The sequence below is a fragment of the Streptomyces sp. NPDC012466 genome (assembly GCF_042955215.1).
In the GTDB taxonomy this organism is placed as follows: Bacteria; Actinomycetota; Actinomycetes; order Streptomycetales; family Streptomycetaceae; genus Streptomyces.
In genome coordinates this window covers 1-14,242 of sequence record NZ_JBIBEQ010000002.1, presented here as the reverse complement: position 1 = coordinate 14,242, position 14,242 = coordinate 1, and the positions used below count along the sequence as shown (strand labels likewise).

Sequence of the window (14,242 nt, the reverse complement as noted above, 5' to 3'; positions counted from 1 at the left end):
CCGCTTCTGCCGCTAACAGAAGAGAGATCCTCACCCATGTCCTGGCTGTCCAGGTTCAGCCTCGCGCAACGGGCCTTGATCGGGCTGATGTCGATCATCGCGCTCGTCTTCGGGGCGATCGCGATACCCCAGCTCAAGCAGCAGCTGCTGCCCACCATCGAACTGCCCGTGGTGTCCGTGCTGGCGCCCTACCAGGGCGCGTCACCGGACGTGGTCGAGAAGCAGGTCGTCGAACCCATCGAGGACACCCTCGAAGCCGTCGACGGCATCAGCGGCGTCACCTCCACCGCCAGCGAGGGCAACGCCGTGATCATGGCGTCCTTCGACTACGGCAACGACACCAAGCAGCTGGTCGCCGACGTCCAGCAGGCCGTCAACCGGGCCCGCGTCCAGCTCCCGGACGACGTCGACCCGCAGGTCGTCGCCGGTTCCACGGACGACATCCCCACCGTCGTCCTCGCCGTCACCTCCGGCCGGGACCAGCAGGCCCTGGCCGACCAGCTCGACAAGACCGTCGTGCCGGACCTGAAGAGCATCGACGGCGTCGGCCAGGTCACCGTCGACGGTGTGCGCGACCTCCAGGTCACCGTCACGCCCGACGACGCGAAGCTGGCGAAGGCCGGTCTGACCGCGCAGTCCCTGTCCCAGGCGCTCCAGGCGGGCGGCGCGACCGTCCCGGCCGGCTCCTTCGACGAGGGCGGCGCCAACCGCACGGTCCAGGTCGGCGGCGGTCTCACCTCGCTGAAGCAGATCCAGGAGCTGATGGTCACGGGCGAGCCCGGCGGCAAGGGCAAGCCGGTGCGCCTCGGCGACGTGGCCACGGTGAAGCAGCAGGAGGCCACGGCCGACTCCATCACCCGCACCGACGGCAAGCCCAGCCTCGCCGTCGCCGTCACCATGGACCGCGACGGCAGCGCGGTCGCCATCTCCGACGCCGTCCGGGACAAGCTCCCGGACCTGCGCAAGGACCTGGGCTCGGACGCGACCCTCACGGTCGTCAGCGACCAGGGCCCGGCCGTGTCGAAGTCCATCAAGGGCCTGACCACCGAGGGCGCGCTCGGTCTGCTCTTCGCGGTCCTGGTGATCCTGGTCTTCCTGGCCTCGATCCGCTCGACCCTCGTGACCGCGGTGTCCATCCCGCTGTCCGTGGTACTCGCCCTGATCGTGCTGTGGACGCGCGACCTGTCGCTGAACGTCCTCACGCTGGGCGCCCTCACCATCGCCATCGGCCGGGTCGTCGACGACTCGATCGTGGTCCTGGAGAACATCAAGCGCCACCTCGGCTACGGCGAGGAGCGCCACTCCGCCATCCTCAACGCCGTCCGCGAGGTGGCCGGCGCGGTGACGTCCTCGACGCTCACCACGGTCGCGGTGTTCCTGCCGATCGGCCTGGTCGGCGGCATGGTGGGCGAGCTGTTCGGCTCGTTCAGCCTGACCGTGACGGCCGCCCTGCTCGCGTCCCTCCTCGTCTCCCTGACGGTCGTGCCGGTCCTGTCGTACTGGTTCCTGCGCCCGCCGAAGGGCACCCCCGAGGACGCGGCCGAGGCACGCCGGCTGGCCGAGGAGAAGGAGGCCAAGAGCCGCCTCCAGCGCATCTACGTCCCCGTCCTGCGCTTCGCGACCCGCCGCCGCCTCACCAGCGTGGCCATCGCCCTCGTCGTCCTGGTCGGCACGTTCGGCATGGCGCCGCTGCTGAAGACGAACTTCTTCGACCAGGGCGAGCAGGAGGTCCTCACCGTCAAGCAGGAGCTGAAGCCCGGCACCAGCCTGGCCGCGACCGACGCCCAGGCGAGGAAGGTCGAGAAGCTGCTCGCTGGCACCGAGGGCGTGAAGGACTACCAGGTCACGGTCGGCTCGTCCGGCTTCATGGCGGCCTTCGGCGGCGGCACGGACTCCAACCAGGCCTCGTACCAGGTGATGCTGGAAGGCTCGGCGTCCTACGAGGACGTCCAGAGCAGCATCGAGAAGGGCCTGGCCGGGCTGAAGGGCATCGGCACGACCACCGTCGCCGCCGGTGACGGCTTCGGCAGCCAGGACCTCAGCGTGGTCGTCAAGGCCGCCGACGCCGACGTCCTGCGCACGGCCGCCGAGGAGGTCCGCAAGACGGTCGCCTCCCTCGACGACGTCACGGACGTCTCCAGCGACCTGGCGACCAGCGTGCCCCGCATCTCGGTCAAGGCCGGCGACAAGGCGGCCGCGGCCGGCTTCAACGACCAGACCCTCGGTGCGGCCGTCGCCCAGGCGGTCCGCGGCACCACCGCGGCCAAGGCGATCCTGGACGACACCGAGCGCGACGTCGTCATCCGCTCGGCGAAGCCCGCCACGACCCTGAAGCAGCTTCAGGACCTGCGCCTGGGCGGCACGGTGAAGCTCGGCGACATCGCCACCGTCGAGCTGGTCGACGGCCCGGTCTCCATGACCCGCATCGACGGGCAGCGCGCGGCCACCATCACCGCGAAGCCGACCGGCGACAACACCGGCGCGGTCAGCACCCAGCTCCAGTCCAGGATCGACGCGCTGAAGCTCCCCGACGGCGCCACGGCGTCCATCGGCGGCGTCTCCGAGGACCAGGACGAGGCGTTCGCCAACCTGGGCCTGGCGATGCTGGCGGCCATCGCGATCGTGTTCATGCTGCTGGTGGGCACCTTCCGGTCCCTGATCCAGCCGCTGATCCTGCTCGTCTCCATCCCCTTCGCCGCCACCGGCGCGATCGGCCTCCTGATCGCCACCGGCACTCCGATGGGCGTTCCGGCCATGATCGGCATGCTCATGCTGATCGGCATCGTGGTGACGAACGCGATCGTGCTGATCGACCTGATCAACCAGTACCGCAAGCAGGGCCACGGCGTCGTGGAGGCCGTGGTCGAGGGTGGCCGGCACCGGCTGCGCCCGATCCTCATGACCGCCCTGGCGACGATCTTCGCCCTGCTGCCGATGGCCCTCGGCATCACCGGCGAGGGCGGCTTCATCGCCCAGCCGCTGGCCGTGGTCGTGATCGGCGGTCTGGTCACGTCGACCCTGCTCACCCTCCTGCTGGTGCCGACGCTCTACGCGATGGTCGAGCTCCGCAAGGAGCGCCGGGCGAAGAAGCGCGCGGCGAAGAAGGGCCTGCCTGCCGAGCGGACGGACGCGGAGGAGCCGGAGCCCGCGAACGTCTGACGGCCTGACCCGGCGGCGGCCGGGCACCGGACCTCCATGGCCGGTGCCCGGCCGAGCGCGTAGGCGTTCCGTATCCTGTGGCCTCGAACTGCTCTACGGGGGAAGGGGATTCGGGCGTGCCGCTGCACAGCGACGACCCGAAGTCGATCGGCGGCTACAGGCTGTTCGACCGGCTCGGGGCCGGGGGCATGGGCGTCGTCTACCGGGCCAGGGCACGTTCGGGCCGTGACGTGGCCATCAAGGTCGTCCACGCCCAGTACGCCGCGGACGCCGTCTTCCGCGCCCGGTTCCGGCAGGAGATCGAGGCCGTCCGCAAGGTCAGCGGTGCCTTCACGGCCCCGGTCCTGGACGCGGACCCCGAGGCGGCCCGGCCCTGGATGGCCACCCAGTACGTGCCCGGGCCCTCGCTCGCCCGGCGGATCCGCGACCAGGGCGCCCTGCCGGACGCCGAACTGCGCGGTCTGGCCCTGGGCCTGGTGGAGGCCCTGCGCGACATCCACCGGGCCGGGGTGGTGCACCGGGACCTCAAGCCGGCCAACGTCCTGCTGGCCGAAGACGGCCCCCGCGTCATCGACTTCGGCATCTCCCGCGCGGCGGAGAACCACCAGACGCTGACCGAGACCGGCCAGATGATCGGCACACCGCCCTTCATGTCTCCGGAGCAGCTTGTCGACGCCCGTACCGTCGGCCCGGCGTCGGACGTCTTCTCGCTCGGCTCCCTGCTGGTGTACGCGGTCACCGGCCGGGGCCCCTTCGACACGGACAGCCCCTATCTGACGGCCTACCGGGTGGTCCACGACGCACCGGTGCTGGACGGGGTCGCGCCGCGGCTGCGCGGGCTGCTGGAGAGCTGCCTGGCCAAGGACCCCGCCGACCGGCCCGGACTCGACGATCTGGCCCGGGAGTTCACGACGGTTCTGCCCGAGCCGGCCGACGGCGATCCGGCCACCCTGGCCCTGCGCGCGGAGCGGCTCCCGGCCGTCGAGGTCACCCGCGCCGTGACGATGGTGGACCCGCCGGGCCCCGCCCGCCCCCGCCGCCGCATCCGCCCGCTGCTCGCCGCGACGGGCACGGTCGGCGCTGTCGCCCTCGGCCTGACGGCCTATCTGACGCTCGGCCCCGGCTGGGCGCAGAGCGCGGACCGGTCCGGTTCCTCGACCTCCGCGAGTTCCCGATGGGTGGCGCCGCCCACCGGCTGGAAGCCCTGGCAGACGACGGTGTACGAGACGGCCGGGCACGGTGTGCGCACGACGCCGAAAGCGCAGGCCGACGGGTTGCGGGGCGGGCCGGAGTGTCGGGTTGACCAAGGCGCCGTCTACTGCGCGGGCGACGGAATCCTGCCCGTACGACTGGACGGGAGGACGGGCGCGACCGTCTGGCGTGCCGGCTCGCCGGCATCCGTGACCGGCGACGGCTCCTCCAGGTTCGAGATCATCGGCATCCGGGACGAAGCGGTTCTGGTCCAGCAGGAGCCTCCGGGCGAAGGGGCGACCCGGGTCCTCGCCTTCGACACCGCAACCGGAGACCGGCTCTGGCACCGCGAGGTGAACGACGCGTGGGCCGATGTGTTCGTCTCCGGCGACCTCGTCGTAATCCCGGAGGGCGACGGCACCTCGGTGACGGCCCGCTCGCCCCGCACCGGCGCCCAGCGCTGGACGGAACGGCTGCCCGCGAAGCACTTCTGCGTGATCACGGAGGCCGCCGGGAAGCTGTACCTGAACTGCGGCCCGGAGGACGGATCGACGGACAGCCTGGTCATGGAACTGCACCCTGCCGACGGCCCGGCCCGCCGGCTGACCGTACCGAGCAGAGCCAACTACTTCGGCACCTACGACGGCCGGTTCCTCTTCCTGGACCTGACCCAGGACGAGGACGGGAACACTCTCGTCGGGCAGGACGCGCCGTATGAAGGGATCCGGCTGGTGGACCCCGGCACCGGGGCGCAGAGCACGACGAAGCTGGCCGAGGAGTACGAGGGACAGGTGACGCTGGCGGACGGCACCCTGTGGTTCGCCACCTCGAGCGGACGGGTCACCGCCGTGTCGGCCCGCACGGGCCGACCGCTGTGGCAGACCCCGACCAGCCTGGAACAGCCAAGCGAGGCGACGTACGATCCGCGGACCCGGGCCGTGTACCTGGCCAGTGCCAGCGGCCGTGTCGGGGCGCTCGACGCGAAGAGCGGCACGCTGCTGTGGGAGACGCTGCCGCGGGCCCAGAGCAACGACACCGAATGGGGCGCCGGCAGGGTGCGGCTCCTCGAAGGGGCCCTGGTCGCGACCACCCCCGGCGGCGCCGTCTTCAGCCTCGACCCCGCGCACCCCGAGCGGAAACCGCGCTCGGGGTGACGACGGGCAGGGCGGGTTACGGCAGCGCCAGCATCCGCTCCAGGGCCAGCTTCGCGAAGGCCTCCGTCTCCTTGTCGACCTCGATGCGGTTGACGAGGTTGCCCTCGGCCAGGGACTCCAGGGCCCAGACCAGGTGGGGGAGGTCGATGCGGTTCATGGTCGAGCAGAAGCAGACCGTCTTGTCGAGGAAGACGATCTCCTTGCCCTCGGGCGCGAAACGGTTCGCCAGGCGGCGGACCAGGTTCAGCTCCGTGCCGATGGCCCACTTGGAACCGGCCGGCGCGGCCTCCAGGGCCTTGATGATGTACTCCGTCGAACCGACGTAGTCCGCCGCGGCCACGACCTCGTGCCGGCACTCGGGGTGGACCAGGACGTTCACGCCCGGGATGCGCTCACGCACGTCGTTCACCGAGTCCAGGCTGAAGCGGCCGTGCACCGAGCAGTGGCCGCGCCACAGGATCATCTTCGCCGCGCGCAGCTCCTCGGCCGTCAGACCGCCGTTCGGCTTGTGCGGGTTGTAGAGGACGCAGTCCTCCAGGGACATGCCCATGTCCCGCACGGCGGTGTTGCGGCCCAGGTGCTGGTCCGGGAGGAACAGGACCTTCTCGCCCTGCTCGAAGGCCCAGTCCAGGGCGCGCTTGGCGTTGGACGAGGTGCAGATCGTGCCGCCGTGCTTGCCCGTGAACGCCTTGATGTCGGCGGAGGAGTTCATGTACGAGACGGGCACGACCTGCTCGGCTATGCCGGCCTCGGTCAGCACGTCCCAGCACTCGGCGACCTGCTCGGCCGTCGCCATGTCGGCCATCGAGCAGCCGGCGGCGAGGTCGGGCAGCACGACCTTCTGGTCGTCGGACGTCAGGATGTCCGCCGACTCCGCCATGAAGTGCACGCCGCAGAAGACGATGTACTCGGCCTCCGGGCGGGCGGCCGCGTCCCGGGCCAGCTTGAACGAGTCACCGGTCACGTCGGCGAACTGGATGACCTCGTCGCGCTGGTAGTGGTGGCCGAGCACGAAGACCTTGTCCCCGAGCTTCTCCTTCGCCTTGCGGGCGCGCTCCACCAGGTCCGGGTCGGACGGCGAGGGCAGGTCGCCGGGACACTCCACACCGCGCTCGCTCTTCGGGTCGGCCTCACGGCCGAGGAGCAGCAGGGCGAGGGGCGTCGGCTGTACGTCGAGGTCCTGGGTCTGGGCGGTGGTCACGACACGCACCCTTTCTGTTTCTGCGACTTTTCGTCGATTTGACGCTATCTATCATAACCGGTTCACGTCACTTTGACGATGGCCATAGCGTCGGTGTGACGTGAATCCCGGTGAGCCGCCGTTCATTCCCGGGAAGACCCGGAAAGAGCCGTTTTCCGGTTCCCGGTGCGTGTGCGAGCATGAAAAGGAGCCGAGATCGAGCGCCCGGCCCCGGAATGAATCCGAGGCCCCGCCGGTTGGAACCGTCGGCAAGCAGTCTCCGTACAACCCGGGAGAGATGTAGATGTCCGTATCGGACGAGACCAGCACCGTCACCGACGGCATCATCCTGACCGACGCCGCCGCGTCCAAGGTCAAGGCGCTGCTCGACCAGGAAGGCCGCGAAGACCTCGCGCTGCGTGTCGCCGTCCAGCCCGGCGGCTGCTCCGGCCTGCGCTACCAGCTCTTCTTCGACGAGCGCGCCCTCGACGGCGACGTGGAGAAGGACTTCGGCGGTGTGAAGGTCGTCACCGACCGCATGAGCGCCCCGTACCTGGGTGGTGCCACGATCGACTTCGTGGACACCATCGAGAAGCAGGGCTTCACGATCGACAACCCGAACGCGACGGGCTCCTGCGCCTGCGGCGACTCCTTCAGCTGAGCCTGCCGAGCCGCCACCGGCGGCCGCGCACACGACGAAGGCGGCGGCCCCCTCCGACGGGGCCGCCGCCTTCGCGTCGTACGGCCGTTCCTACCGCTCCCGCGTCGGGGGAGCCGGCAGCCGCGCGCCCTCCTTGGCCAGCGGGACCGCCTTGCCGTCCGCGTTCACCACGGCCCGGTCACCGAGCGGCTCGTCCAGCTGCACGGTCTTCTGGAACTGCTTGGCGATCATGACGCAGACCTTGTCCGGCCACGGGGTCGACGTCACCGTGACCGTCACCTCGTCGCCCTTCTCGCTCGCCTTCGCGTCGTAGTCGGCGCACACCCCGCCCGTGAAGGTCACCGTCAGCTCCGAGCCCTCGGCCCGGTAGCCGTCCACCTTCACCTCGCGAGGACCGGGAGCCGACGTCGGCCGGTCACCGGGCCCGTCCGTCTCCGCCTCCGGCGAGACGAGGTACTTCGGCTCCACCGCCGGGTACGTCACGGTGAACGGGTCCTTCGCGCCCGGTGCCGTCACCTCGAACAGCCAGGACGGCACCAGCGCCTGCCGTCCGTCCACGACGTGCGCGGCCAGCCCGAACACCGCGTTCTCGACCGTGACCGCGTCCTGCCTCGGAGTGCCGCTCGCCGGCTGCTCGCAGGGCTGCTCCAGCCGGTCCTTGAGCGGCACGGGGCTGGCGCAGCCGCCGATGCCCATCCGGTGATCGCTCTTCGGCCGCCCGTTCATCAGCTCCAGCGCCTTCCCGGCGCTGACCACGGGGTAGGTGTCGCCCTTCACCGGCGTCTTGAGCTGACCGCTGCCGCCGACGACCTCCCCCTCCGAGCCGACCGTGATCCCGGTCGTCCAGCCGTGCGTGGGCAGTCCGCCGATCTCGGGAGCGGCGTTCACCACCCGCTGGGCCCCCATGACCTGGCTCGCGTCGAGCTTCGCGTCGTCCTGGCCCACGGCCTTCAGCACGGGCGCGGCGGCCTTCTCGGCCACCTCCTCGCTCACCGGTGTGCCCCCGGACTGCGGGGAGGTGCAGGTGTCGGTGCCCTTGCAGTTGTCGGTGCCCGGGGCATAACGGCTGAACGTCCAGGCCCCCGGTGCCTGCCTGTTCACCTGGAGGCTCGGCCCGGACCCGTCCTGGCCCCCGATCTTCCAGGCCTCGCCCTGCGCCACCGGTGCCCCCTCGACCCCGAGGGCCTTCGCCAGCCGGGCCACGTCCTCCTCGCTCACCTCGCCCCGCGCCCGGTACACCGCCGCCTTGCCCGGGCCGTCCGGCAGGGTGCCGTCGGCCCGGTAGGTGGCGCCGTAGGGGTTGGGCTCGCCGGGCGCGATGCCGTTCCCGCCGTCCGTCGTGGACTCCGAGTACCCGTCGAGCGCGAGCGGCGGGGGAGTGCCGTCCCCACCGGGCGCACCGGACGTCGTTCCGCCGCCCGCCCCACCGGACGCGTTGGAGGCGAGCCAGGCCCCGCCCCCACCGATCAGCAGCACGGCGGCGGCGACGGAGGCGATGATCGCGGGCGTGCGGGGACGGCCACCCGCGGGGTGGACCAGATCCCCTTCGTCGCGGGGGAGGTCGCCACCCGGTGCCGCGACGGCGTCGTGGGCCGGTCCCGGGGTGGCACGGGGGTGGGTCTTCCCGGTGCTGGTGTCGTCGGGCCCGGCGTCGCCGGACGACTCCGGTGCCGGGGCGGGGCGGACGTCCTCGGCGTCCGCGCCTTCCGCGGCGCCTTCGCGATCCGGGGCCGGCCCGGCACCGGCTTCCCGGGCCCCGGCCGCCGTGGCCGGCTCGTCCTCGGTCTGCCGGTCTTCGGGCGCGTCCGTCTGCGAGGCTTCCGGCACACCGTGCTCGTCCGTCCGTGCGGCTTCCGGCGCGCCGTGCTCGACGGCCGCCGGGGCCGCGGGGGCCGGCGTCTCGGCCTCGCCGCCTTCCGCCGCCTGAGCCTCGCCGCCCTCCGCCGCCTCGGCGTCACCAGCCCGCTTCCCGTCACCAGGGGCGCCGGAAGGCTCGGTGGCCTCGGCGGCCTCGTCGGACCCGGCGGTACCCGGCGACCCCTCGGCTTCGGCCGACGCCTCGGCCCGCGCCGAGGTTCCGGCGTCCGCCGTACCCGGCTGCTCGGCCTCCGGGACGCCGGCGGTCGCGCCGCCCGCTTCCCTGGCGTCGTCGTCGTTGTCGGGTCGCTCGGTGTTCACCGCATCGCTCCTTCGGCTGCACAGCTGTCCCATGGGACCCGGCCCGTCATCTACGGGCCCGCTGGTGGGTCGTATCCCGCCTCCCCTTTACGGGGGACAGCGATGGGACGCGGCGGGGGAGCACACGGTTCCCGCGAATGCGCCGTTCAGTCGCCGTAGTCCTCCATGGCGTCGAGCAGCCGTGCGGACGCCGGGGGTACGGACACGCCGTGGATCAGGGCCGGGGAGACCGGCCGCGAGGCGACCCGGTCGGGGACCGCCCAGTGCGGAGCCATCCGCGCCCCGTCACCCGGCAGCGACGCCAGTTCGCCTTCCAGATCGACCGGAGCGGGCACATGGACCTTGAGGTTCGTCATAGCGGCACCGTATGCACGGCCGAGCTCACGGAGAAAGATCTACTATCGGGTAGTTTCGATGCCTTCAGAGCCGCCCCGCCCACCCGATAGCGTGAACCGTCAAGGTCCGCCTCCCTCAGGAGAGTCCACGCCGTGCGCATCGCAGTCTCCGGCTCCATCGCCACCGACCACCTCATGACCTTCCCCGGCCGCTTCGCCGACCAGCTCGTAGCGGACCAGCTGCACACGGTCTCGCTGTCGTTCCTGGTCGACAAGCTCGACGTCCGCCGCGGCGGCGTCGCCGCGAACATCGCGTTCGGCATGGGACAGCTCGGCACCCGGCCGATCCTGGTCGGCGCCGCGGGCGCGGACTTCGACGAGTACCGGGCCTGGCTGGAGCGGCACGGGGTCGACACCGCCTCCGTCCGCATCTCCGACACGCTGCACACCGCCCGCTTCGTGTGCACGACCGACGCCGACCACAACCAGATCGGCTCCTTCTACACCGGCGCCATGAGCGAGGCCCGCCTCATCGAGCTCAAGACCGTCGCCGACCGCGTCGGCGGTCTCGACCTCGTCTCCATCGGTGCCGACGACCCGGAGGCCATGCTCCGCCACACCGAGGAGTGCCGCTCCCGGAACATCCCGTTCGCCGCCGACTTCTCCCAGCAGATCGCCCGGATGGACGGCGAGGAGATCCGCATCCTGCTGGACGGGGCGACGTACCTCTTCTCCAACGAGTACGAGAAGGGCCTCATCGAGACCAAGACCGGCTGGAGCGACGCCGAGATCCTGTCCCGGGTGGGCCACCGGGTCACCACCCTCGGCGCCCGCGGCGTACGCATCGAGCGGACCGGCGAGGACCCGATCGAGGTCGGCACGCCCGACGAGGAGCGCAAGGCCGACCCGACGGGCGTCGGCGACGCCTTCCGCGCCGGCTTCCTCTCGGGTCTGGCGTGGGGTGTCTCCCTGGAGCGTGCCGCGCAGGTCGGGTGCATGCTGGCGACGCTCGTCATCGAGACGGTGGGGACGCAGGAGTACCAGCTGCGGCGCGGGCACTTCATGGAGCGGTTCACCAAGGCCTACGGGGACGAGGCGGCGGCGGAAGTGCAGGCGCATCTTTCCTGATCGTCGTCCGTGCGGGGGCGCGCGGGGGCTGGTCGCACAGTTCCCCGCGCCCCGTCGGGCCGGTCAGCCCACCCGGCGGACCAGATATGCGGTGCCCCGGTCCGCCGGCTCCTCCCCGAGGTACTCCTGACCGCGCATCTCGCACCACGCGGGAATGTCCAGCCGGGCCGCCTCGTCGTCCGACAGGACCCGCACCAGGGCGCCCACCGGCACATCGCCGATGACCTTCGCCAGCTCGATCACCGGAATCGGGCAGCGCTTGCCGAGGGAATCCACGACCAGGACGTCCTCCTCGCGGGCGACCGCGGAGGCGACCGGCGCGCCCAGCTTCTCCCGGACCCCTGCCACGGTCCCGGGAAGGACCGCCAGGAACCTCTCCACTTCCTCCTCGGCCACCCCCGGCGGCAGCGAAACCCGCACGTTTCCCTCACTCAGCACGCCCATGGCCCGCAGCACATGGCTCGGCGTCAGCGTGCTGCTCGTGCAGGACGATCCGGACGAGACGGAGAAATCCTCGCGGTCCAGCTCGTGCAGGAGCGCCTCGCCGTCGACGTAGAGGCAGGAGAAGGTGACGACCCCGGGCAGCCGGCGTACCGGATGGCCCACCACCTCGACGTCGGGGACCAGCCGCGGCACCCGTGCCCGGATCCGTTCCGTCAGCTCCCGCAGGCGCGCCGCCTCCTCGGCCGCCTCCGCCCGTACGGCCCGCAGCGACGCGGCCGCCGCCACGATCGCCGGGATGTTCTCGAAGCCGGGCGCCCGCCCCGACTCCCGCTCGTCCACCGGCCCTTGCGCCGCGAACCGCACACCCTTGCGCACGACGAGCAGCCCGACCCCGGACGGCCCGCCCCACTTGTGCGCACTGGCCGCGAGCAGGGACCAGTCCCCTTCCACCGGCCCCCACCCCAGCGACTGCGCCGCGTCCACCAGCAACGGCACCCCGGCCTCCCGGCACACCTCGGCCACCGCCGCGACGGGCTGCTCGGTCCCGACCTCGTGGTTGGCGGACTGGAGACAGGCCAGCGCGGTGTCCTCGCGCAGGGCACCGGCGTAGGCCGCCGGGTCCGCCAACCCGGTGCGGTCCACCCCGACCTGGGTGACGCTCCCTCCGGCCGCCTCGAGGAGCTCCGCCGAATGCAGTACAGAGGAGTGTTCGACCGCAGACACGATCAGGTGACGCCCGACCCGCCGCCGCCCGGCCAGCGCCCCGGCAATCCCCGTGTGCACGGCACGGGTTCCGGACGAGGTGAAGGTCAGCTCGTCCGGCCGGCATCCCACCGCCTCGGCGGCGGCCTCCCGCGCGGCGTCCAACAGCACCCGGGCGCGCCGCCCCTCCCTGTACAGACGGGCGGGATCCGCCCACCCCTCGTCGAGCGAGGCCAGCAGAGCCTGCCGGGCGATCGGATGCAGCGGAGCAGCGGAAGCAGCGTCGAAGTAGGCCACACGTCAACGCTAGAACGTCCCCGGGGACCGTGGGCCTCGGGGGCGCGGGGAACTGCGCGAACAGCCACAAAACACCCGCAGCCGCCAAATCAGCGAACCACCCGGGTGAGTAGGCACCCCTCCCCGAGAACCCCCGGAGGGCGTCGGCTAGGGTTTGGTCCGCATAAACATCCAAACCCCTGCCCGACGCAGGGCCGCGACCGACCAGCGAGAAGGCCAGGCCGCAGCCGATCCGCGCGGGCGAGACTCTCGGGAAGGCGCTACGTGAGTCCCAACGGCTCCGACCGCTCGCCGCGGCGCCCGATGCGGCGGAAGCTGCTGCAGGCACTGACCGCGGGCCTGGTCTTGGCGACAGCCACCGGTTGCTCGTACAACTGGGAAGACTTCCCCCGCCTTGGTATGCCCACCCCGACCACGGAAGAGGCTCCGCGGATCCTCTCCCTGTGGCAGGGTTCCTGGGCGGCTGCGCTCGCCGTCGGCGTGCTGGTGTGGGGTCTGATCCTGTGGAGTGCTTTCTTCCACCGGCGCAGCCGCACCAAGGTCGAGGTTCCTCCGCAGACCCGGTACAACATGCCCATCGAGGCGCTGTACACCGTGGTCCCGCTCATCATCGTCTCGGTGCTGTTCTACTTCACCGCCCGTGACGAGTCCGAGCTGCTCAGCCTCAAGAAGAAGCCCGACGTCACGGTCAACGTGGTCGGCTTCCAGTGGAGCTGGTGCTTCAACTACATCGAGCCGGTCGCCGGTTCCACGGGTGACGCCAAGAAGTCCCCCGAGCTGGACGCGATCCCCGACCGGTTCAAGGACGACTTCCCGGCCAACGCCGGCGGCGTCTACGACTGCGGTACCCCCGGCACCCGGAACCCGCAGACCAACAACCCGGGCCCGACGCTCTGGCTCCCCAAGGGCAAGACGGTCCGCTTCGTGCTGACCTCGCGTGACGTCATCCACTCCTTCTGGGTGGTGCCGTTCCTGATGAAGCAGGACGTCATCCCGGGCCACACCAACGCCTTCGAAGTGACCCCCAACAAGGAGGGCACCTTCCTGGGCAAGTGCGCCGAGCTCTGCGGCGTCGACCACTCTCGGATGCTGTTCAACGTGAAGGTGGTCTCCCCCGAGCGCTACGAGCAGCACCTCAAGGACCTCGTGGACAAGCAGCAGAACGGTTACGTTCCTGCCGGTATCGAGCAGGCGGGCCCCGAGAAGAACCGAAGGTCGAACATCCTGTGAGCATCCTCAACGAACCTCAGGGTGCCGCGGCGGCAGGGTCCCACTACGAGGACGAGCTGCCGGTCAGGCGCCAGAACCGCGGCAGTGTCGTGATCAAGTGGCTGACGACGACGGATCACAAGACGATCGGCACGCTGTACCTGGTGACGTCGTTCGCGTTCTTCGTCATCGGTGGTGTGATGGCGCTGCTCATGCGCGCCGAGCTCGCCCGGCCTGGTCTGCAGATCATGTCGAACGAGCAGTTCAACCAGGCGTTCACGATGCACGGCACGATCATGCTGCTGATGTTCGCGACGCCGCTGTTCGCCGGCTTCGCGAACTGGATCATGCCGCTGCAGATCGGCGCGCCGGACGTGGCGTTCCCGCGGCTGAACATGTTCGCCTACTGGCTGTACCTGTTCGGCTCGCTCATCGCGGTGGGCGGATTCCTCACGCCGCAGGGCGCGGCCGACTTCGGCTGGTTCGCCTACAGCCCGCTGTCGGACGCGGTCCGCAGCCCGGGCATCGGCGCCGACATGTGGATCATGGGTCTGGCCTTCTCCGGCTTCGGCACCATCCTCGGCTCGGTCAACTTCATCACCAC

10 protein-coding genes are annotated in these 14,242 nt (G+C 71.2%); 6 read left to right on the top strand and 4 right to left on the bottom strand.

The features are described 5' to 3' along the window. Positions 1–36: 36 nt before the first annotated feature. A complete protein-coding gene (locus ACFY9E_RS07535) occupies positions 37–3,159 on the top strand; it encodes an efflux RND transporter permease subunit (RefSeq protein ID WP_390980359.1) in 3,123 nt (1,040 codons plus the stop codon). Between the two features lie 116 nt (positions 3,160–3,275). After that, positions 3,276–5,504, top strand: a complete 2,229-nt coding sequence (locus ACFY9E_RS07530; protein ID WP_390980357.1) for a protein kinase — start codon at positions 3,276–3,278, stop codon at positions 5,502–5,504. A 16-nt stretch (positions 5,505–5,520) separates the two neighbouring features. Here the strand turns inward: ACFY9E_RS07530 and nadA are convergent, their stop codons facing one another. Continuing rightward, on the bottom strand, positions 5,521–6,705 hold the full coding sequence (gene nadA, locus ACFY9E_RS07525; RefSeq protein WP_390980355.1) for a quinolinate synthase NadA: 1,185 nt from the start codon (positions 6,703–6,705) through the stop codon (positions 5,521–5,523). Between the two features lie 283 nt (positions 6,706–6,988). Here nadA and ACFY9E_RS07520 point away from each other — a divergent pair, with 283 nt between their 5' ends. Next, positions 6,989–7,345 (top strand): iron-sulfur cluster assembly accessory protein, encoded by a 357-nt coding sequence (locus ACFY9E_RS07520; RefSeq protein WP_031109243.1) that lies wholly within the window; start codon positions 6,989–6,991, stop codon positions 7,343–7,345. A gap of 90 nt (positions 7,346–7,435) precedes the next feature. Here ACFY9E_RS07520 and ACFY9E_RS07515 read toward each other — a convergent pair whose 3' ends face one another. Then, positions 7,436–9,523, bottom strand: a complete 2,088-nt coding sequence (locus ACFY9E_RS07515) for a hypothetical protein (protein WP_390980353.1) — start codon at positions 9,521–9,523, stop codon at positions 7,436–7,438. Positions 9,524–9,669: 146 nt separating this feature from the next. Next, positions 9,670–9,879, bottom strand: coding sequence for a hypothetical protein (locus tag ACFY9E_RS07510; RefSeq protein ID WP_390980351.1), 210 nt, complete (start codon positions 9,877–9,879; stop codon positions 9,670–9,672). 132 nt (positions 9,880–10,011) lie between these two features. Here ACFY9E_RS07510 and ACFY9E_RS07505 point away from each other — a divergent pair, with 132 nt between their 5' ends. After that, the gene (locus ACFY9E_RS07505) at positions 10,012–10,986 is read left to right on the top strand and encodes a PfkB family carbohydrate kinase (protein ID WP_390980349.1); all 975 of its coding nucleotides are present in this window, start codon (positions 10,012–10,014) and stop codon (positions 10,984–10,986) included. A 63-nt stretch (positions 10,987–11,049) separates the two neighbouring features. Here the strand turns inward: ACFY9E_RS07505 and ACFY9E_RS07500 are convergent, their stop codons facing one another. Continuing rightward, positions 11,050–12,429, bottom strand: coding sequence for an aminotransferase class V-fold PLP-dependent enzyme (locus tag ACFY9E_RS07500; RefSeq protein ID WP_390980347.1), 1,380 nt, complete (start codon positions 12,427–12,429; stop codon positions 11,050–11,052). 264 nt (positions 12,430–12,693) lie between these two features. Between ACFY9E_RS07500 and coxB the strand changes: the two genes are divergently transcribed. Both coxB and ACFY9E_RS07490 read left to right on the top strand, forming a co-directional pair. Continuing rightward, on the top strand, positions 12,694–13,659 hold the full coding sequence (coxB, locus tag ACFY9E_RS07495) for a cytochrome c oxidase subunit II (protein WP_031131839.1): 966 nt from the start codon (positions 12,694–12,696) through the stop codon (positions 13,657–13,659). Further along, positions 13,656–14,242 (top strand): cbb3-type cytochrome c oxidase subunit I (locus ACFY9E_RS07490; RefSeq protein ID WP_390980345.1); only part of this gene is annotated, 587 nt, incomplete at its 3' end. The genes coxB and ACFY9E_RS07490, both read left to right, overlap by 4 nt.